We start from the raw sequence: 21,019 nt of genomic DNA, 5'->3' as shown, positions 1-21,019 counted from the left end.
CCTTATCCGGCCTACGACGTTCTGTAGGCCGGATAAAACGCGTTGGCGTGGCCATCCGGCGCTAGAGTTTCACTCGCTCAATCCTCGCTGGCAACCCCTGGCGCACCGCTGCACCTGACACCCAGTCAAGCCAGGTATTGGCTACCTGCCGGGTAGGATCCGCAAAGCCCAAATCGTTGAGATTAATCCCCGACCTTATTTGTGCGTCAAACGCCATCGGCTTGCCGTCGAGCGTATGCTGCGCCGCGCCCATTTCTTTATGCCCATAACCGTGTTCAATGGCGATCACGCCCGGCATCACGCCATTAAGCAGGCTTATCTGCGCCTGCGCCTGACCGCCAGGCGTGGTGATACGCACCATATCGCCATGCGCTAAACCATACCGTTGACCATCCTGCGGATTAAGCGCCACCAGATTAACCGGCTTCAGATGATGCAAACGAGGGATCACCGCCGTGGCGCTGGACATGGTATTGGATTTAAAAGAAATCAGTTTCAGCGGCCACTCTTGTTCCGGGAACAACTCCTCGACCGCACGCCCATCTGACAGGCGTGAAGGATACCAGGCCGGGCAGCCGCTGTAGCGCTCGCCGGTAATTGCATGGCGGTGCGCGGCGACGTCCGCATTCCAGATTTGTAGCGGTTTTTCCCACGCATTGCCTATCCGATTCTCAACCCGCCCGCTGTTGTCTGGCGCAAAACGCCCACCGCGGGAGTAGATAAACGCCACCCGGCTGATTTCATCGGCTTTCAGCGTTTGGGTCATCACCGGCACGATCCGCTGTACCCCAGTCAGCGCCAGGTCTTCCGGTTGCGCTTCTGCGACCGGCGCTTTGCCCATAAACGCAATATTGGCGGCGAGTCGCAAGTAGTAATCTTCCGCACGATTCAACGGATAGTGATTGCCCTGCGGATCGGTAATCGCATTGTCACCAAATCCGGGGAGCCCGATACGTTTTGCCACTGCGATACAGAAAGATTCCATCGAGGCGGGTTGACCATCAGCGGTACTGCTGGTTGCCGCTGTCACTACCGGCCAACGCGCGGTGGTGGCTTTACTGGCAACGCCGGCCCACGGGGCGCTGAATCCCCAACTTTCGAAGTTGTGTGTATCCGGCACGATGTAATCGGCCAGCGCCGTGGTTTCGTTCATAAAGGCGTCAATAGCGATAAACAGCGGCAGACGCGCAGGATCCTTGAGCTTTTCTTCCGCCACGCCGCGCAACCCTGCGATGCCGTAGAACGGGTTGGTCATGTTGGAGATCCAGGCTTTCAGTGGATAAGGGTAGCCTTCCAGCGCCGAGACGAGGAGTTCGGTAAGCTGGCCTGCGACAAACGGATACCACGGGGCTTTGGCCGGGAAGGGCGATTGTCCGGCCGCCACCTTATTGCGATACTCTTCGGAAGACTCATAAGCAGTTTTACTGCGCGCGATGCTTAATCCTTTTGGTTTTACCTTCCCGGCGAAGCTGTCCATGTTGTAGCGCGGACCGTCGGTGGCGCCATTGAACTTGCCGCCGCCGACAAATACGCCGCCTTCAAGACTGAGATTGCCAATCAGCGCATTGAGCATCATCACCGACCAGGCGTTATAAAATCCATTGCCTGCCATCATTCCACCGTGCGTAATCACCGCTGCCTGGCGGCCATGGCGGGTAAACGCGTCGGCCAGGGCGCCAATGTCAGCTTCAGACACGCCGCATTGCTGGCTGTACTGCGTCAGCGTTAGTTTCCCGGCGGACTCTTTCAGACACTGGAAGCTGCTTTTTACCGTCACCGTCTGACCGTCTGCCAGCGTGACCTGGCGGGTGACGAACAGCTGCGCGCGTGGGCAACTGCTGGCGGCGACAATTTCGCCGGCCTCGTTAATGACCACCGGCTCCTGGGCGGCGTTTGCGCTCAGGTGCGCGAGGGTTAAATGCTGTCCGGCAAGGGTTGGAAGCTCATCGGTAATCACCAGATGCGTGGCGTTAGTCCAACTTTTTTCTCCGGCCTGCTGCATGGCCTGTACGCCGGGAATGGTGAGATAATCGGCGTTATAACGCTGTTTTTCGATAATCCAACGGATCATCCCCATCGCCAGTGCGGAGTCACTTCCCGGACGTACAGGCTGCCAGTGGCCGCGATTGTCAGCCTGCACTGTGGTCAATGGCAGGGCCGGTGCCACCACCACGTAACGGAAGTCGTCGCGTAAACGGGCGCTGGCCAGTTGGCGAGCCTGGCGCTTAAACGGGTTACCGGATTGCGCCGGAGACGTTCCCATAAATAGCGCGAATTTGACGTTGTCCCAGTCGGGCTTCACGTGGGTGTTTTTATCCAGATCGCCCATTAACGCACCGGAACCGGCCCGGTATGCCAGACCACAGTAAGCGCCATGAGCGCCGAAGTTTTTACTGCCAAAACTATTTAATGCAAAGCGGCGCAAAAATGAATCACGTCCTTCATCGCTGGTATTGGTGACCAGCAGTTGATTGGATTTAGGGCCAAAGCCGGGATGCCTGGCATCAAGTGGCGTGTTGGTGTCATGGATTGCCCGCAAGCCGTCAACGTGGCCTTCACCAAACAAGTCGCCGCCTTCCACCACCTCTTTGATCAGCTGTTCAAAGCTGATGCTCTGCCATTTTCCCTCACCGCGTTTGCCGACACGTTTCATGGGCTGGAGAATGCGTAACGGGCTGTATAAACCTTCAAGTAAGGTTGCGCCACGGGCGCAGGCCGTGGAACGAGCGTCAAGACCCGTTTCGCCCGCCAGTTGTTCCATTGCGGTGGCAAAGGGGACGGAGGCGTCAATATGGTGCTCGTGAGACAATGGGTGATAGGGGTTGCCCGCAATGCGCAACACCTTGCCTTGTTCGCTGTCAACGCGCACCCGCACGCCACACTGCGTCCAGCAGCCGAAGCACTGTGTCATGGAGATAACCTGCTGCGGGTTCTGCTGCCAGCGCGGCTGGGCATTGGCTTCGGGGATGAGGGCGTTACCAAAGATGCGGTCTCGGGTAATTTTGCCCGAGGAGCCGTCCAGCAAACCGTCTATCGCGCGCTTTGCCACATCCCGATAACTCAGGCCAAAAGTCACCATACCACCTACGGCAAGGCCTACTTTAAGCCACTGACGACGGGTTAAATTAGCCATGTTGCATTCTCCTTGCGATCGCGTTCAGGGCTTCACGAACAATAATGATCAGTGCTATCCACAGGCCGAAGGTGCCCACAATGGCCAGCCAGCCATCGGTACCACCGGGCAGGGTATAAGGATTAAACAGCGCGTTAAATTTCGGTATGGTCTGCACCTGGATAAGTAACGTCCAGCGCATCAGCCAGCACAGCGCCATCGCGCTAAATGCAAGTAATATGCGCAGCGGCAGTGATAAGGGGTTACGGAGCACCAGCCCGCACAGGACAAGCGAAACAAGCCATAGCGCAACCCAACCGATGGCGTAGTGTCGTGCTAACGGGGCAACGTTCAGCCATTGGCGAATAGCCGAACCGGAAAGCGTATTGCCGCTCACCCATATCACCACGACCAAAGCCAGTACCATCAGGGTGACTGCCTGCCCCCACGCCAGTTTGCGGGCCAATGTTCCCTCGCGTTTTGTCGCGGCGATGAGCAGGGCGAGAAACGTTTGCAGCGCGCTGAGGAACATCGCAACCGGAAAGGCGTAGCTGAACCAGACGGGACGCGCCTGCACTACCGACACTTCGCGGCCGGTGTATACCAGCAACCCGATGGCTGACAAGGCGCTACCTATCGCCAGCCATTTAGTGACACTGTAACTTTTAAGCGTTAGCCGTTTAACATGCTGCGCCAGAAACCACAGACCTAAGAAGCCGGTAAAGAGCGGTAAAAACAGCGCGCCCCAGGGCATCCAGGACCACGGCGTCGGCCAGGCGTAGAAATGCCAGACGCGGGCGGTTTGGTGTAAGTCAGCGGTCAGCGCCAGCGGCGCGGTAATCGCGCAGGTCAGGGCGATTAACAGCGTCAGGTTTTCCAGTTCCGGCATCTCTTGTTTACGCCAGTGAAGCACGCAGGCGAACAGCGCGGCGCAGGCGGCAATGCCGATGAAAAAGAAATATTGTACGGCCCAGGGTAACCAGCTTACGTCCTGGGGATGGGCCAGAACCTCTTCAATAACCAGTGAATGGTTCATTTAAACCTCCTGCCAGAGAGCGGGTTGAGCACGTCCCATCAACGGGGTTACAAACGCTTCGTCCAGACCCAGATAGAACACGTGCGGTGATGTCCCGTTTTCCGGTTTCAGGACTTTGATGGCGTCATGGTGTTCACGCAGCATTTGAGAAATCCGGCTGTGCGGATCTTTGATATCGCCTATGATGCGCGCGCCGCCGACGCAGGATTCCACGCAGGCCGGGAGCAGGCCAGCTTCGAGGCGATGAACGCAAAAGGTACATTTATCGGCGGTTTGTGTTTCATGGTTGATGAACCGCGCATCATAAGGGCAGGCCTGCACGCAGTAGGCGCAGCCCACGCAGCGCGTGTTGTCGACCACCACAATGCCGTCTTCGCGTTGGAAGGTAGCCTGTACCGGGCAAACGGGCACGCAGGGAGGATTATCACAATGGTTGCACAGCCGCGGCAGCAGGACGTTGGTGACGCTCTGCTGACCTTCAATCTGCACCTGGTACTGGTTAACGAGGGTGCGAAATTCACCCTGTGGCGTCTGGTTTTCAATGGCGCAACTGACAGTACAGGCCTGGCAGCCGATACAGCGTCGCAGGTCAACCAGCATGGCGTAGCGATGCTGAAGTGAGCCTTCATGGCGTTCAGGCGAGAAGGGAAATTGCGCCTGAGCCAAGGGTACCAGTGATGCGCCAGCGGTCAGGACGCCCAGTTGCTGGAGAAACTGCCGTTTACTGCTGTCCATATTTTCTCCCGTCACGATGCAACAACGAAACATTGGTCACGCCGTTGGTTTGCGTGTGATGAATAAAGAATCTTGATGATTTACAGTGTAAAAATCGTGACGGGGGGTACTCTATTGTGGTTAACCACATACCCGGCTTGTTGTTGATCTAAAACAACATAATTGACAGGGATAATTGAGTGGGACGCAACGTAGCAAAATGTCTGACGGTGCTGGTGTCGCTATGGATGCTAAGCGGTGTAGTCAGGGCTCAGACATGGAACATTGGCGTTTTGGCGATGCGTGGGGAGGTCTCCACGCGTAATCACTGGCAGCCGCTGGAAACTCTGTTGAATCAACAAATTCCCGGCGAACAGTTTCACATTCAACCACTGGACCTGCGGCAGATGCAGGAGGCGGTGAATCGTGGAACGGTACAATTTGTGGTCACTAATCCGGCGCAATTTGTTCAACTAAACAGCCGCGCTGCGCTACGCTGGCTGGCGTCACTCCGTTCTACTCGCGGGGGGAAAGCCACCAGTAATGTGATTGGCAGCGCGATCCTCGTCAGGCGCGATAGCGGGATAACCTCCGCACACGATCTGATCGGCAAAACGGTGGGTGCCATTGATGCTCAGGCATTTGGCGGCTATTTGCTGGGATATAAAGCGCTCAGCGATGCCGGCCTGCGCCCGGAGCGCGATTTGCGCCTGACGTTTACCGGATTTCCCGCCGATGCCTTACTCTATTTATTACGCGAAAAAGCCGTGCAGGCGGTGATTGTGCCGGTGTGCCTGTTGGAAAAAATGGACGAAGAAGGGCTTATTCGTAAAACAGATTTTACGGCCGTGCTTAACCATCCGACGTCGATTCCCTGTTTAACCAGTACGCCGCTCTATCCTGACTGGTCATTTGCGGCACTGCCTGCGGTAAGCGACGAGCTGGCCGATCTCGTCACACGGGCTCTGTTCAACGCGCCGCAAAACGCGACGTTTCGCTGGGGGGCGCCCGCCTCGACCCGCGAAGTGGAAGCGTTGCTGCGCGATGTCCGCCAGCATCCGCAGCAGCGCCAGTTGTGGCTGGATGTCAAAAGCTGGTTTATTCAACATCGGCTGGCGATGGGGGCCGCGGCTCTTGTCTTGTTGTTGTTGACGCTCAATTACATCTGGGTGATGTTGCTGGTCCGCCGACGCGGCAGGCAGTTGGAGCAAAACAACGTATTGTTGCGCAAACAGGAACAGGAGCTGGAAACCGCTCGCCAAATGAGCGTGCTTGGCGAGATGACGTCGGGTTTTGCCCACGAGCTCAATCAGCCGCTATCGGCTATCCGTCATTATGCGCAGGGCTGTCTGATCCGCCTGCGTAATCAGGATCAACAGCATCCACTGCTGCCCGCGCTGGAACACATTGATACCCAGGCGCAGCGGGGGGCTGATACGCTGCACAATCTTCGCCAGTGGGTCAGCCAGGCACAGGGCAATCCGGTGATGACCGATGACTGGCAAGTTGTTAACGTTCACGATGCTATCCATCACGTCTGGCAATTATTACGCATGCCCCAGCAATTTCCGGCGGTAGCGCTGCAAACGCAGATCGGTAAGGCGTTAACATTAACGTTGCCGTGTGTTCTCCTCGAACAGGTACTGGCCAATGTGGTTCTCAACGCCGCCCAGGCGGGGGCAACCACCGTGTGGTTTAGCGCTCAGCGTGAGGATGGTGATGTGAGTATTCAGGTGCAGGATAACGCCGGAGGTATTGATGAGATGCAGCTGTACCAGGCTTTTCAGCCGTTTATGACCACCCGTAAAGAGGGCATGGGGCTGGGGCTAGCCATTTGTCAGCGGCTGGTGCGCTACGCAAACGGAGACATTGAGATCAAAAATCATCAGGCTCCAGATGAAAAAGCGGGCGTGGTGGTGACATTACATTTTAAGCAAAACCCGGAGGGAGGCCGTCGTGGCAATCATTCATCTGCTGGATGACGATATTGCCGTCACCCAGGCTTGCGCGTTTTTACTGGAAAGTCTGGGATATGAGGTGTGTTGCTGGGAGCAAGGCGAAACATTCCTCACCGAGGCAAATCTGCACCAGGTGGGCGTACTTTTGCTGGATATGCGTATGCCTGTAATGGATGGGCATGCTGTGCATGAAGCCATGCGCCAGCGTGAGAGTACGCTGGCGGTGGTATTTCTCACCGGGCATGGCGATGTGCCGATGGCGGTTGAACAAATGAAACGCGGTGCGGTCGATTTTTTGCAAAAGCCGGTTTCCGCCGCGCCTCTGCAAGCGGCGTTAGAGCATGCAGTGCAGATTTCTCACGCCGCCTTTTCGCGACAAGAGATCGTGGTTTGCTATCAGCAGCTTACGCCAAAGGAGCGAGAACTGGCGCAACTGGTAGCAAAAGGGTTAATGAATCGGGAAATTGCTGATGCTATGAATATTGCCGTGCGCACGGTTGAGGTTCATCGGGCGCGGGTGATGGAAAAAATGCAGGCGGGGAGTCTTGCTGAACTGGTTAATCGACTGCAGAGGATTCAGTAAATTTATGACATTTATTTGATTTTCATTGAATTTTGTCTAATCCGTCAGACTGATATATGCTGTTGGTTTGAGTTAATGACGAGCGGGAAAAAATGGGAAATCAGACCAAAGACGATGAGTTGTACCGTGAAATGTGCAGAGTAGTCGGTAAAGTAGTGCTGGAAATGCGCGATCTGGGACAAGAGCCTAAGCATATCGTCATTGCGGGAGTACTGAGAACCACCCTCGCCAACCAGCGCGTGAAGCGCAGCGAGTTAGAAAAACAGGCTATTGAGACCGTCATTAAAGCATTAGCCGGTTAATCCACAAAAAGAGGATGGTGGTTTCGTTCGCCGTCCTTTTATTCTCGTCACGTTAATCTATCAATATATATAATTTAGTGCTGCAATTAGAGGAGTAATCTCCGTTGTATATTAAGTTATATCCCGGATGATATATAAAAATATATATGCGAGTAGAGTCACAAATATTTGCAAAGCATGTGAAATATTATTTCAATTTATCTTAATGATAATAAATCTCACTCCGCATTTATTATTTCCCTTCCGTTTTTTAATTGATGACGATCAAAACTATGAGCGCTGAATAACCACATTATCTTTACGCCTAACCCTAAAGGATTAGATTCATTCAGTTTAACCACCGTCATTTTACGCGATCAGGTTAGGGCAAAAATTTACGTGTTGTTGGCAACATTAACCGCCCGAAATGGCTTGAGTTGCACGGGTTTAATTTAGCCTGGAGGTGTTGCTAACACAGCGTTTGCGAAGAGGATGCGAAATAAATGAATCAGGTTGATCGTCCATTTTTAGATTGTGGTTTAACGCGGCTTGAATTTCTGCGGATATCAGGAAAAGGTTTGGCGGGATTAACCATCGCCCCTGCACTGTTATCACTTTTTGGCTGTAAGCAGGAAGATATCGACAGCGGTACCGTGGGGCTTATCAATACGCCGAAAGGGGTGCTGGTGACCCAGCGAGCGCGCTGTACTGGCTGCCACCGCTGTGAAATTTCCTGTACCAACTATAACGATGGTGCCGTGGGGACTTTCTTTTCCCGTATAAAAATCCATCGCAACTACTTCTTTGGCGATGATGGCATCGGGTCCGGTGGCGGACTGTATGGCGATTTAAACTATACCGCTGATACCTGCCGTCAGTGCAAAGATCCGCAATGCATGAAGGTCTGCCCCATTGGCGCTATTACCTGGAAACAGGAAGACGGCTGTATTGCGGTGGATCATAAACGTTGTATTGGCTGCAGCGCTTGTACCACCGCCTGCCCGTGGATGATGGCGACCGTGAATACCGAAACAAAAAAATCCTCAAAATGTGTGTTATGTGGGGAGTGCGCCAATGCTTGTCCGACTGGGGCATTAAAAATTATCGAGTGGAAAGATATTACTGTTTGATAGATAGCAGGTATGCCTGATACGCGTCATTAATTGCCCAAAATATCGCAGTTTTGCAAAAAAACTGCCTGAAGGATGGCGGGTATATCTATTAAACCTTCTTGCAAAGGAAAACATGATGGCTAATGGTTGGACAGGTAATATTTTACGGGTCAATCTCACCACGGGGAATATCACCCTTGAAGATTCCAGTAAATTTAAAAAATTTGTCGGCGGGATGGGCTTTGGTTATAAAATTATGTACGACGAAGTCCCGCCAGGCACCATGCCTTTTGATGAAGGGAATAAACTGGTTTTCGCCACCGGGCCATTAACGGGCTCTGGTGCCCCTTGTAGCTCCCGCGTCAATATCACCTCCTTATCGACTTTTACCAAAGGCAATTTAGTGGTGGATGCTCATATGGGCGGCTTCTTTGCTGCGCAAATGAAATTCGCCGGTTACGACGCCATTATTATCGAAGGCAAGTCCGCGACGCCTGTCTGGATCAACATTAAAGACGAAAAGGTCAGCATCGAAAAAGCCGATTTCCTGTGGGGTAAGGGAACGCGCGCCACAACCGAAGAGATTTGCCGCATTACCAGCCCGGAAACCTGCGTCGCCGCTATTGGTCAGGCGGGTGAAAATCTGGTGCCGCTCTCCTGCATGATCAACAGTCGCAACCACAGCGGAGGCGCCGGTACTGGCGCGGTAATGGGGTCGAAAAACCTGAAGGCTATTGCGGTAGAAGGGACCAAAGGGGTCAATATTGCCGATCGCAAAGAGATGAAGCGGCTCAATGATTACATGATGACCGAGCTCATCGGTGCCAACAACAACCACGTTGTGCCAAGCACCCCCCAGGCCTGGGCAGAATACTCTTCGCCAAACTCGCGCTGGACGGCCCGTAAGGGACTGTTCTGGGGCGCGGCAGAAGGGGGACCAATCGAAACCGGGGAAATCCCGCCGGGTAACCAGAATACCGTGGGTTTCCGTACCTATAAATCCGTGTTCGATTTGGGGCCAGCCGCTGAGAAATACACGGTCAAAATGAGCGGCTGCCATTCATGCCCCATTCGCTGTATGTCGCAGCTCAATGTCCCGCGTGTGAAAGATTTTGGCGTGCCAAGTACCGGCGGTAACACCTGCGTGGCGAACTTTGTCCACACCACCATTTTCCCCAATGGCCCGAAAGATTTCGACGATAAAGACGATGGGCGCGTGGTGGGAAATCTGATTGGTCTGAACCTGTTTGACGATTATGGCATCTGGTGTAACTACGGGCAGTTGCACCGTGATTTTACTTACTGCTATTCGAAAGGCGTCTTTAAGCGCGTACTGCCAGCTGAAGAGTATGCGGAGATCCGCTGGGATCAGCTGGAAGCGGGCGATCCTCATTTTATTAAGGATTTTTACTACCGGTTGGCGCATCGCGTGGGGGAACTCAGCCATCTTGCGGACGGATCGTATGCCATTGCTGAACGCTGGAATTTGGGCGAAGAGTACTGGGGTTATGCCAAAAATAAACTGTGGTCGCCGTTTGGTTTCCCTGTCCACCATGCAAACGAGGCCTCTGCACAGGTGGGGGCGATCACTAACTGTATGTTTAACCGTGACTGTATGGCGCACACCCATATCAACTTCATCGGTTCCGGTTTACCGCTGAAATTACAGCGCGAAGTGGCGGGCGAGCTATTTGGTTCGCAGGATGCATACGACGAAACCAAAAACTACACCCCGATCAATGCCGCCAAGATCAAATATGCCAAATGGACGCTGCTGAAAGTCTGTCTGCATAACGCGGTTACGCTGTGCAACTGGGTGTGGCCGATGACGGTTTCACCACTCAAGAGCCGTAACTATCGCGGCGATTTGGATCTGGAAGCAAAATTCTTCCAGGCGGTCACCGGCGATGAAACCACGCAGGAGAGTCTGGATCTGGCCGCTGAACGCATCTTTACCCTGCACCGTGCCTATACGGTCAAATTGATGCAAACCAAAGATATGCGCAATGAGCATGATCTCATCTGCTCCTGGGTGTTTGATAAAGATCCGAAGATCCCGGTCTTCACTGAAGGGACCGACAAGATGGACCGGGAGGATATGCGTCAGTCGCTGACGATGTTCTATCAGGAAATGGGCTGGGATCCAGAGCTGGGTTGCCCAACGCGTGAAACCCTGAACCGACTCGGACTTGAAGATGTAGCCGCTGATTTGGCTGCACAAGATCTGTTGCCGGCGTAAGGAATGCGAGATGACTAACGTGAGCGACGTTCTGACCCCCGTTGAGGCGTTTCCTGACGAAGTGGATAGCCGAAAGAGACAGTGGCTGCAGGCGTTTCACCCGCCTGTAGAACAGATGAATGCGCCCCAGGTTCAGGAACCAGCCAGCCCGGAGTTGATTGTGGCAGATTTTATCCGTCAGCATTCAGCATCGGGGCAACTGGTGGCGCGCAGTGTCTTTTTGCTGCCGCCTTATTCGGTTCCTGAAACCGATCTTTCCGCGCTGCTGGATGTGCTGGGCCAGGACGCGAATGGTGCGGATATCACCTGTGTGCAGGGTGCGGAAGAAGCATATTTCTATTCGACGCAAACCATGACGGCAAATTACGCCGACATGTGTGTGCAGGTGGTGGAAAACGACATCTGCCGTGCTATTGCCGAGGCGGTACGCTTCGATTGTCGAACGTATCCTCGCCCTTATAAGGTCGCCATGTTGACGCAACCGCCGTATCGCTTTGAGTCTCAACAGATTGCCGCTGCGCTCACGGCCATGGAAACGCATCCCGATTATGCAGATATACGGACTGTGGAATCGTCAAATGCGGAGCCTTATTTGTTCAGCGAACGTTTTATGAGTTATGGCAAAGCGTACGGCCTGTGCGAATGGCTTGAGGTTGAGCAGTATCAGAACCCCTGAATTATTCAGGTTGATGTCATGGAACGTGTGGACGACCACTGTCACAGTATTAGAGGATAACCCGATGTCCTTCACCCGACGAAAATTTGTCATTGGCATGGGGACGGTGATTTTTTTCACTGGCCCAAGTCAAAATCTGTTAGCGAGTACCAGGAGTTCTAAAGACGTACATTACGTCATGATTCACGATGAATCACTGTGTAACGGATGTAATATCTGCGCCCGCGCATGCAGGAAAACCAACCATGTTCCTGCGCAGGGTAGCCGTTTGTCGATAGCTCATATTCCGGTTTCGGACAACGACAACGAAACGCTGTATCACTACTTCCGTCAGTCCTGCCAGCACTGTGATGATGCCCCCTGTATTGAGGTGTGTCCGACCGGCGCCTCATGGCGAGATGACAACGGCATTGTGCGGGTAGACACGTCTTCCTGTATCGGCTGCAGTTACTGTATTGGCGCGTGTCCTTATCAGGTGCGCTATCTCAACCCGCAGACCAAAGTGGCGGATAAATGCGACTTCTGCGCTGAATCTCGTCTGGCGAAAGGTTTCCCGCCGATCTGTGTTAACGCCTGCCCGGAACATGCGCTGATTTTTGGTCGCGAAGATAGCCCGAAAATTCAGACCTGGTTGAGAGAAAATAAGTATTACGAGCATCAACTTGCAGGCGCCGGGAAACCCCATCTGTATCGTCGGTTCGGTCAACATTTGATTAAAAAGGAAAATGTATGAACGCGTCGCAGAATGCCGAACAGTTTCATGCCCAGCTTGCGCAGTATGTTCCCCTGTTTTCACCGGACTACTGGCCTGTGTGGTTGGTCATCGCCGGGTTAATGCTGGTGGGGATGTGGCTGGTGCTGGCGCTACACGCCATGCTGCGCTTTCGGGCCGCACATAAAGCGTCGGCAGGGCACGGTGAGAAAGTCTATTTATACTCGAAGGCCGTTCGTTTGTGGCACTGGTCGAATGCGCTGCTATTTCTGCTACTTCTGGTCAGTGGCCTGGTCAATCACTTTTCCGTCGTCAGTGCGTCGGTGATGAAAAGCCTGCTTACCGTGCATGAGATCTGCGGCTTTTTGCTGCTCGCCTGCTGGATTGGCTTTGTCCTGATCAATCTGATTGGCGGCAACGGGCATCACTATATTATTCAACGTCAGGGCTGGATCGGACGAGCGCAAAGACAAACGCGTTTTTACCTGTTTGGCATTATGCAGGGCGAGTCACACCCATTCCCGGCATCAAAGCGTTGTAAATTCAACCCGCTACAGCAGGCGGCCTATGTTGGCGTGATGTATGGCTTACTGCCACTGCTGCTGATCTCAGGGTTGTTATCGCTCTATCCGACGGTTGTCGGTGACCTGTTCCCCGGCGTGCGTTACTGGTTGCTCCAGGCGCACTTCGCGCTGGCAATAATCAGTCTGTTTTTCATCTTTGGGCATCTTTATCTTTGCACGACAGGTCGTACGCCGGGCGAAACCTTCAAGTGTATGGTGGATGGCTATCACCGGCATTAAGCGATGATGATTACGCGAAGTGACTTACGGGCCTGGCGCGTTGGGCCCGTAATGTATCGCTGGTTTCTACGCGCGTTTCCAACTGGCGGAAGCTATGCTGATGTCCATCGTGCACTCCAGCGGGAAGGGTATACAGACTGGGCAAATAGTCTGGTGGAATACGGCTGGTCAAAATGGCGGGAAGAGGCGAGTTTTGCCCAGCAGGATATTCGCGCGATGGGGAATATTTCCCGTGTGCAAACGGCGGGGGAAATCAGCCGTCCGCTGGCGAGTGCGGAAGATAATGCCCGATTCAGTTGTGCAGGCGATAACGTTAAAATCACCAGCGCCGGGTATGCCGCACAGATCGCCAGCGCAGGTTACAGCGCACGTATTGGTAGCGTAGGCTATAACGCGCATATCGGCAGTTCAGGCGATCGCGGGCGAATTGCGGTTGCGGGAAATTCGGCACGTATCAGTAGCGTGGGTGACGGGACGCGTATCGCCAGTACCGGCATGCGCGTACGCATCAGTTCGCTCGGCGACAGAAACCGGATTGCCTGCGGTGGTGATTTAACTCAGTTGGCCTGTTTTGGCGCAGAATCGAAAATCGCCAACTGCGCCGACAACATCCACATTATTGCCAGCGGAGAGAACGCCGTTGTTGCCAGTACCGGTGTTGTCGATTCGATAATACTCGGTCCCGGCGGCTGCGCGGCGCTGGCCTATCACGATGGCGAGAGAATGCGTTTTGCGCTTGCCGTTGAGGGGGAAAATAACATCCGGGCGGGCGTGAAATATCGGCTCAACGAAGACCACCAGTTTGTGGAATGTTGAGCCGTGATCTCATTTTAACGCGAAGCGGCGTTGGGTGATTTTCTCCAGGCTCAGGCACAGCAGGTAATAGACCAGTCCGGTAAAGATAAAAATGGCTGCCGGATAGATTTGTACCCGGCTGTTAACCTGACCCGCAACCGTTGTGAGTTCCGGCACGTTAACGATAAACGCCAGCGACGTGTCCTTCAGTAATCCAATAAAAATCCCCGTCAGCGATGGCAGTACGTTACGCAGCACCTGCGGCAATAAGATAAGCCACAGGGCCTGATACGGGCGAAAACCCTGAACCACGGCAGCATCATATTGCCCGCCAGGCAGCGCGCTAATTCCTGCATACACTGAGTGCATGACCGAGGCAGCGGTGAACCATGCCAGCGCCAGCGTCACGGTAACGGCTCCGGGGAGATCGCTTCCGGTCAGCATGGGTAGCAAATACCACATCCAGAAAATCACAAAGATTAGCGGAATGCCGCGAATAAACTCCGCCCAGATAAACAACCCGTTGCGAACCGTGCCCGGAAAACGCCAGGCGCAGCAGGCAAGAACTATCCCACCAGGCAAGGCCAGCAGCGCCGCGCCGAGAGCCATCAACAAAGTGAGCAGAACGCCGCCGGGTTGTCCCTGGGCCACGCGTCCCCACAGGAGATAATCAAGATTGTCGGTAATGACCGAAATATTAGCGATCATGCAGTATGCTCCTGACGCTGAAGATACGCGTTTTAACCTTGGACGATTTACCCGATGCAGGTCGTGGGCCAAGACGCGTAAGCAGCATACCCAGAACGATGCCGGTGAACAGATAGAGCGCAGTGCCAACAGCAAAGGCTTCCAGCGCGTGCGCGTTGTAGCTCTCAATTTGCCGCACCTGGTAGGTGAGCTCAGCAAATCCAATACCGCTGGCAAGCGAGGAAAGTTTCATCAGGTTAAGGTATTGCCCAACAATGGGTTGCCAGGCGTTCGCCAGTCCCTGAGGAAGCAGAATGTGACGAAACGTCGCCCAGGATGAAAAACCCTGCGCCACGGCAGCCTCACGTTGTCCGGCAGAAACCGCCTGTAAACCAGAGGCGATCTCCTCGACCAAAAATGCCGAGGTAAATACGCCCAGCCCCCATGCTGAACAGATAAACTCTGGTGTTAACCACCAGACATCGCCTGGCAGAATAGACCAGGGATGCTCTGCATTGATGAAGGTAATGACGTTGCGGGGTAGCCAGTTCCATGCGGCAAAATACCAGAACATCAGTTGCACCAGTAAAGGCGTGTTGCGATACACCGAAACCCATACACTGACCACCGCTTTGTTGAAGCGATGGCCCGTCAGACGCAAGCCGAGTAGGAAGATGGCAATGAGCGTGGCGAGTACGATACCTGCCAGTGTCACCCAGAGCGTGGTGAGAAAACCGGAAATTATCCATTGCAGAGGTTGCCCGCTCAGCACTCCCTGCCAGTCCATTGCAAGCATTATAGCGATGACTCCTGGTGTAACGGGTCGAGCACTTTTTTCAGGAAACGCTGGGTTCTCGGGTGCTGTGGCCGGGTGAAAAAATCCTCCGGCGCGGCCACTTCAAGAATTTCTCCGCCATCGATGAATACCACGCGATCGGCAATCTCACGGGCAAAATGCATTTCATGGGTCACGACGATCATGGTGATACCGCTGTGGGCCAGGTTTTTCATCACCTGTAATACCTCGCCGATCATTTCTGGATCCAGCGCGGAGGTGGGCTCATCAAACAGAAGGATTTGTGGCGATGAGGCCAGCGCGCGGGCGATGGCCACGCGCTGTTGCTGCCCACCGGACAACTGTGCGGCATACGCGCTCGCTTTTTCTGCCAGTCCCACCTGATCCAGCAATTCGAGTGCCCGACGCGCGGCTGCCGCCTTGTTCCAGCCGTGAACATATTCCAGCGCCAGCGAGATGTTCTGATGCGCTGTCAGATGCGAATAGAGATTGAATTGCTGAAAAACGAAACCGATACGGCTGCGTAACTGGCGTAATGCTGCCCCGCGCAACTGACTAATTGGTTTGTCATCAATGAAAATCTCGCCACCGCTGAGCGACTCAAGCTGGTTGATAAGGCGTATAAGCGTGGATTTTCCCGAGCCAGAAGGGCCCAGAATAGTCACCACTTCACCGGGTTCAACTGACAAGCTGACGCCGTTAAGTACGGTGTGAGTGTCAAACTGTTTGATGACATTGCGCAGTTCGACGCTTGCCTGGCGCAAATGGTTAAAATCCGCCGCGGAAACTGCACAACGATGAAACAGGGCTGAGAGCATATTACTTCGCTTCTATTTTAAAGGCGCGGGGTTGCGGGTTTTTGGTTTCAGGGCCAAACCAGACATCATAAATTTTTGCCGCCTGCCCGGTAGATTCCAGCCTCAAAAGCTCATCATTGACGGCTTTTAACAGCGCTGGCTCTCCTTTTTTTACTCCCACGCCGATCTCTTCTTTGCTCAACAGGTCAGGCAGAATTTTGAAATCTGCTTTATCCGGCGCACCGCTTAATAGACCGGCCAGAATCGTACTGTCCTGGGTGATGGCCTGAACATTGCCATTGCGTAGCGCGGTTAACGCCAGTGGAATATCGTCGTAGGCCAGCACACGCGACTGCGGGAAGCGCTGATGGAGCGCCTGCTCACCGGTAGTACCTTTTACCGCGCCGATTCGCGCTTTGCTGTATGCATCGAGCTGGTCCGGGGATTTGGCCGGTACCAGGAACTGCTGCCCGGTAACAAAATAGGGGACGGAGAAGTCAATGACCTGCGCCCGCTCAGGCGTAATCGTGATATCCGCCACGATTAAATCGGCTTTACCGGATTGTAATAACGGAATGCGGTTTGCCGGATTAGTCGCTACCAGTTCCAGTTTTACGCCGAGGGATTTCGCCAGCGCTTCAGCAAAATCAACGTCATAGCCGACAATCTTATGCGTTTTGGCATCGACGGAACCAAACGGTGGATTCGCGTCGAATGTCGCAACTTTTACTACGCCTGCGGCTTTGATATCGGTCAGTTGGTCAGCCTGAGCCTGCGAGGCGGCAATGCCGGTGGCCAGCAGCACGCCGAGTGCCAGCAGTGTTTTTTTAGCGCGGTAAGTTTTCGTTGCCATCATTATGTAAATCCCTGTCGTTTTTGGTTTGTGCTTTTTACGCTCCCATAACTTACGTTCAGGACAAAATAAGAAAAAATTCTTATCTATTTACAAAATGTTATTAGTAAAAGCGGTGTTAACAATGGGTAAACGCAATGGGAAATGTAGATAAGAGGAGGGGCATAGTCTGGCGGTAAAAAAACCGGCATTGCGCCGGTTTGGAAATCAGATTTTACAGGCGTCGCCGCAGTCATTATCAGCAATAATGTCCTGCGCTTTCTTGTCAGCATCTTCCAGACGTTCAGCATTACGCTCTTGCGCTTCTTCCAGTCCATCAAAGACCAGATTATCGAGATCAATTTCCATCATTCACCTGCTCAGGTTCAGCGTTTAACATCACATTATTATATTGCAAAAATGTTGCTTAACAGCAGCGATTCTTGCTACTTAGCGTCGAACTCAATTCGGGGTGCCTGTTTACCCGCCAGTTGACCAACAATTCGCAATTGCTAAAGAACCGTGAAGCGGAAATACCGAAAAATGCTTGTGCCCTCGACTGTTCTACTTTCACTTTTTCATTAACGTGATGAGCGATCATTTTTAACAAATTAGCGACAAAATCACTATACATATAACTTAATATCTTTTATACATTAATTGTTCAACCCTGCGACTATTCCACAAAAGAGAAAGCTATATGGAACAGACACCTGATAAGAAAAACGATAATTTTCAAAAAGATGGCAAAGAACAGTTCAATCGCTCGATCGGTCTTATTTCTAACTTTGCGTTGGGTTTTACCTACCTTTCGCCGCTTACCGCCGTCTATTCGCTGTTTGCACTGGCCGTAACGCTGGCGGGGCCGCCCGCAGTCTGGTGGATTTTAATCGTCGCATGTGGACAACTTTTGGTGGCGTTGGTGTTTGGTGAGGTGGCTTCCCAGTATCCGATAACCGGCGGGCTTTATCCCTGGGCCAGAAGGTTATGGGGCAAGAAATATGCGTGGATCGCTGCCTGGATTTACCTGTGGGCCCTGGTGGTCACCATTACGTCAATCGCGGAATATACGTCAACATTTGTTGAGTCGCTCTTCCACTATGGTCAGACGCCAGCCACTATGTTGGCGACTTCCGTCCTGCTGCTGCTTTTGATGATGGCTGTTAATATGTCCGGGACTAAAAATCTGGCTCGGGTCGCAAAAATTGGCTTCTGGTGTGAAATCGTTAGCGTGATTGCGCTGGGAATTTATCTGCTGATATTCCACCGTTCGCAGCCATTCTCCGTAATTTTTGATTCGATGGGCGTGCTGGCGCATGACGGCAGCTATTCCACCGCATTTATGTCTGCCGCGCTGATGGGGCTGTTTATGTTCTTTGGCTTTGAGGCCTGCGGTAACGTTGCGGAAGAGGTACAGAATCCAAGTAAAAAGATCCCGGTTGCGATGATTTTGAGCATCGTATTTGGTGCGATTTCGGCGATTATTTCCGTCATGGGATACCTCCTGGCTTCACCAAATCTGGTCAGTATCGTGAATGGCAAAACATCTGACCCGATTCCGGCCATCCTTAATGAAGCTCTTGGTGAAACTGGTGCAACTATCTTTATCATCGTCGCGATTGTGGCGATGCTGTCGTGCATTTTGTCTCTGCAGGCTGCGCTAAGCCGCCTTATCTTTTCTTTCTCCCGTGACAGAATGCTGCCGGGAAGTGAGTGGATGTCAAAGATCTCTAAAAATGGCGTTCCGGATAATGCCATGGTTGTTAGCTGTCTGCTGCCAGTCATCATCTGCGTTTGGGTCTATTTCCAGCCAGACAACCTGTCGCGTATTACCGCGTTTGCCGTCATCGGTATTTATATCTCGTTCCAGATGGTTGTGCTTGCCGCACTGCGCCAGCGCCTGAAAGGCTGGAAACCGGCCGGGGAGTGGACCATTGGCGGTTGGGGCGTGATTGTGAACGTGCTGGCGCTAGTCTATGGATTGTGTGGGATCTGGTTGTTGGCGCAACCGGCAGACAGCAGCGATTTCATCGACCGTTGGACGGTACTGTTCGGCCTGGCGATTGTCGTTGGCTCCGGGCTTATCTATATGTTCCTGACCCGACCGTTTGGTCGCTCTGCGGCGCCGGAAAACGACGCCATTGCATACGCTAACAAGCTGAATATGGGGCAGGATAACTAAAAACTAAGGGCCTTCGGGCCCTTAGTTTTGATAGTGATAAAGGATAAAGTAGTCGCTCTGATAAACAACGGTACTGTTTGCAGGAGAGAGTAATTCACCCACGCGAAAACGTGGCCAGCTGGAAAAGATAATTCTGTTTTCCAGATTGGTCAGAATGACATAGTCAGGATGAGCGCAGGAAAGCAGTTCGGCCTCAATCTGACTGACCAGCAGATCGACGGCGGCAACGCCAAGAAACTGATCGTTGTAGTAGATCGGCACTGCCGAGGTCAGGGTGTAGGAAATATTGCAGATATAGTCGACGTAGGGGCCGTGGATATAGGCTTTTCCTGCCGGAGGTGAGTGCTTAAACCACTCGAAGGTTCTGAAATCCAGACGTTGCTGGGTGGCCTGATCTAAATCGAGGTGCGCCTGACTCAAACCATTATCTTTCTTATACCACCATTCCAGCAGCCAATACTCTTTTGTGGTGGCAGTGCTCTCAATATGGCTGGCAAACCCGGCCCCTGAACAGTAATGATTGTTACTGAGGGTGCGCTTGATGTGTTGCTGAACGGTAGATCTCACCGATGGATCGAGGACAACTTCTGCTGAGGCCTTTTGCACCCCGGAAATCGCCTCATGGATGCTCCTCGCCAGCGCAACGGTAGAATCTACGGTAGAGGCGGTAATATCATCAATCTTACGAATTAATGCGCTTAAGGATGTCGAAGAGCTCATTGTCTGTCCTGCCTTCACTGATTGTCAGTTCGAGTTATATTTCAGCTTTTTTTCAATAAGGTAATAGGTAAACGTATCGATGATCCGTGTGGCAAGCTGCACGGATTCTGCCTCGTTGTGAGCTGCCAGCGCATCGGCCAGTGCCGAGTAAAGCGCAATAATTTCGGCATGAATGTTGTCTGCGCGATAAAGTATCGCCACCAGCGATGCCCATTCAGCCTGGACCTGCAGCTCCTGATTGGCCAGTCGCGCGGAATGTGAACTGGCAGCTATCGCCAGTAGACAGCGCATGTCGGCCTGGGTCATAAGCTCTGGTGAGTTTGCCTTGTTGAGCACCTCAACAAACTCGCGAAATTTGGCGATATCCGCGCCGGTCATCCGTCTGGAAGCCAGCCTTGCGCTATGGCTGATAATGGCGCAATGCATTTCGCCCAGGTCAGAAAGATAATCCGTACTGATCGCTTTGAAAGGATGCAGGGCGCTGTTTTTGCCATCAATATTTTCGCAAACGAAGCTCCCGCCATTACGACCACGAACCGTATGGATAAGATTATTAGCCCGAAGCGTGTTTAGCGCTTCTCTGATAGTGATATGTGAGACACCCATCATCTTTGCCAAATCAGTTTCGTTGGGGAGCTGTTCTTTTGGCTCCAGCAACCCCGTGATAATGGCGTTTGACAGGCGCTGCACTATCTGGTCTGAACGACTGACCTGCCCGATAGGCGCAAATATGACCGCGTGAGTAATCATAATCTTTTCTGCACTCAATTCCCTGAAACAACGACCATTTTTAACACATGCCCGTCAGGCAAGGAAGGTAAGAATGGCCGAGTTATTTTACATGCCTATGCGCAACGTCACTGCACAAGCGGATGTGTGTCCCGATAACCTCATGATGAGCTGAGCAAACGCGTTAGCTCACGATGAAAAGCCTTATCCCGAAAATGTAAAAATTAAGTTAAAAATGCGAGGCTTATCATAGTG

At 52.9% G+C, this 21,019-nt stretch carries 20 protein-coding genes; 10 read left to right on the top strand and 10 right to left on the bottom strand.

The window, feature by feature from the left end:
- Positions 1-61 precede the first annotated feature (61 nt).
- The 3 genes from ttrA to ttrB are packed head-to-tail and all read right to left on the bottom strand — an operon-like array spanning position 62 to position 4,883.
- Entirely contained in the window at positions 62-3,133 is a 3,072-nt protein-coding gene (gene ttrA, locus HV311_RS13380) for a tetrathionate reductase subunit TtrA (protein WP_191220056.1), read from the bottom strand.
- Entirely contained in the window at positions 3,126-4,148 is a 1,023-nt protein-coding gene (gene ttrC, locus HV311_RS13375; protein ID WP_191220055.1) for a tetrathionate reductase subunit TtrC, read from the bottom strand. Before ttrC ends, ttrA begins: the two co-directional genes overlap by 8 nt.
- On the bottom strand, positions 4,149-4,883 hold the full coding sequence (gene ttrB / locus HV311_RS13370) for a tetrathionate reductase subunit TtrB (RefSeq protein ID WP_019076686.1): 735 nt from the start codon (positions 4,881-4,883) through the stop codon (positions 4,149-4,151).
- Positions 4,884-5,110: 227 nt separating this feature from the next.
- Here ttrB and ttrS point away from each other — a divergent pair, with 227 nt between their 5' ends.
- From ttrS to ydhT, 9 genes are all read left to right on the top strand, one after another.
- A complete protein-coding gene (ttrS, locus tag HV311_RS13365; RefSeq protein WP_223952855.1) occupies positions 5,111-6,844 on the top strand; it encodes a tetrathionate respiration histidine kinase TtrS in 1,734 nt (577 codons plus the stop codon).
- A complete protein-coding gene (gene ttrR / locus HV311_RS13360) occupies positions 6,819-7,403 on the top strand; it encodes a tetrathionate respiration response regulator TtrR (protein WP_019076688.1) in 585 nt (194 codons plus the stop codon). Before ttrS ends, ttrR begins: the two co-directional genes overlap by 26 nt.
- 92 nt (positions 7,404-7,495) lie before the next feature.
- Complete coding sequence (gene fumD, locus HV311_RS13355) at positions 7,496-7,705, top strand: fumarate hydratase FumD (RefSeq protein WP_003029345.1); 210 nt, start codon at positions 7,496-7,498, stop codon at positions 7,703-7,705.
- A 482-nt stretch (positions 7,706-8,187) separates the two neighbouring features.
- Positions 8,188-8,814, top strand: a complete 627-nt coding sequence (locus HV311_RS13350) for a ferredoxin-like protein (protein ID WP_191220053.1) — start codon at positions 8,188-8,190, stop codon at positions 8,812-8,814.
- A 118-nt stretch (positions 8,815-8,932) separates the two neighbouring features.
- Entirely contained in the window at positions 8,933-11,035 is a 2,103-nt protein-coding gene (locus HV311_RS13345; protein WP_019076689.1) for an aldehyde ferredoxin oxidoreductase, read from the top strand.
- Between the two features lie 10 nt (positions 11,036-11,045).
- Positions 11,046-11,711, top strand: a complete 666-nt coding sequence (locus tag HV311_RS13340; protein ID WP_016156378.1) for a YdhW family putative oxidoreductase system protein — start codon at positions 11,046-11,048, stop codon at positions 11,709-11,711.
- Positions 11,712-11,775: 64 nt separating this feature from the next.
- Positions 11,776-12,444: a 4Fe-4S dicluster domain-containing protein gene (locus HV311_RS13335; RefSeq protein WP_191220052.1), complete on the top strand. Its 669-nt coding sequence runs from the start codon at positions 11,776-11,778 to the stop codon at positions 12,442-12,444.
- The gene (phsC, locus tag HV311_RS13330; RefSeq protein ID WP_046274688.1) at positions 12,441-13,226 is read left to right on the top strand and encodes a thiosulfate reductase cytochrome B subunit; all 786 of its coding nucleotides are present in this window, start codon (positions 12,441-12,443) and stop codon (positions 13,224-13,226) included. Before HV311_RS13335 ends, phsC begins: the two co-directional genes overlap by 4 nt.
- Before the next feature lie 3 nt (positions 13,227-13,229).
- On the top strand, positions 13,230-14,042 hold the full coding sequence (gene ydhT, locus HV311_RS13325) for a protein YdhT (RefSeq protein WP_016152925.1): 813 nt from the start codon (positions 13,230-13,232) through the stop codon (positions 14,040-14,042).
- 9 nt (positions 14,043-14,051) lie between these two features.
- Here ydhT and HV311_RS13320 read toward each other — a convergent pair whose 3' ends face one another.
- From HV311_RS13320 to HV311_RS13300, 5 genes are all read right to left on the bottom strand, one after another.
- Positions 14,052-14,729: an amino acid ABC transporter permease gene (locus tag HV311_RS13320; protein WP_016156380.1), complete on the bottom strand. Its 678-nt coding sequence runs from the start codon at positions 14,727-14,729 to the stop codon at positions 14,052-14,054.
- Positions 14,719-15,504, bottom strand: coding sequence for an amino acid ABC transporter permease (locus HV311_RS13315; RefSeq protein ID WP_131345509.1), 786 nt, complete (start codon positions 15,502-15,504; stop codon positions 14,719-14,721). The genes HV311_RS13320 and HV311_RS13315 overlap by 11 nt, the downstream gene beginning before the upstream one ends.
- Positions 15,504-16,322 (bottom strand): amino acid ABC transporter ATP-binding protein, encoded by an 819-nt coding sequence (locus HV311_RS13310; RefSeq protein WP_016156382.1) that lies wholly within the window; start codon positions 16,320-16,322, stop codon positions 15,504-15,506. The genes HV311_RS13315 and HV311_RS13310 overlap by 1 nt, the downstream gene beginning before the upstream one ends.
- Before the next feature lies 1 nt (position 16,323).
- On the bottom strand, positions 16,324-17,157 hold the full coding sequence (locus HV311_RS13305) for an ABC transporter substrate-binding protein (protein ID WP_191220051.1): 834 nt from the start codon (positions 17,155-17,157) through the stop codon (positions 16,324-16,326).
- 204 nt (positions 17,158-17,361) lie between these two features.
- The gene (locus tag HV311_RS13300; protein ID WP_016152930.1) at positions 17,362-17,502 is read right to left on the bottom strand and encodes a hypothetical protein; all 141 of its coding nucleotides are present in this window, start codon (positions 17,500-17,502) and stop codon (positions 17,362-17,364) included.
- A gap of 331 nt (positions 17,503-17,833) precedes the next feature.
- Here HV311_RS13300 and HV311_RS13295 point away from each other — a divergent pair, with 331 nt between their 5' ends.
- Complete coding sequence (locus HV311_RS13295) at positions 17,834-19,315, top strand: APC family permease (RefSeq protein ID WP_191220050.1); 1,482 nt, start codon at positions 17,834-17,836, stop codon at positions 19,313-19,315.
- A gap of 21 nt (positions 19,316-19,336) precedes the next feature.
- On the opposite strand, the gene HV311_RS13290 is transcribed toward HV311_RS13295, so the two are convergent.
- Together HV311_RS13290 and HV311_RS13285 are read right to left on the bottom strand one after the other, a co-directional pair.
- Positions 19,337-20,035 carry a cache domain-containing protein gene (locus HV311_RS13290; RefSeq protein WP_016152932.1) on the bottom strand — a complete coding sequence of 233 codons (699 nt, stop codon included), beginning with the start codon at positions 20,033-20,035 and terminating at the stop codon, positions 19,337-19,339.
- 24 nt (positions 20,036-20,059) lie between these two features.
- Positions 20,060-20,785, bottom strand: a complete 726-nt coding sequence (locus HV311_RS13285; protein ID WP_047358859.1) for a FadR/GntR family transcriptional regulator — start codon at positions 20,783-20,785, stop codon at positions 20,060-20,062.
- Positions 20,786-21,019 lie beyond the last annotated feature (234 nt).

It is taken from the genome of Citrobacter sp. RHBSTW-00881 (genome assembly GCF_013728515.1).
Classification (GTDB): Bacteria; Pseudomonadota; Gammaproteobacteria; order Enterobacterales; family Enterobacteriaceae; genus Citrobacter; species Citrobacter braakii.
The sequence above is the reverse complement of the archived record's forward strand: the minus strand, read 5'-3'. Positions and strand labels throughout refer to the sequence as shown.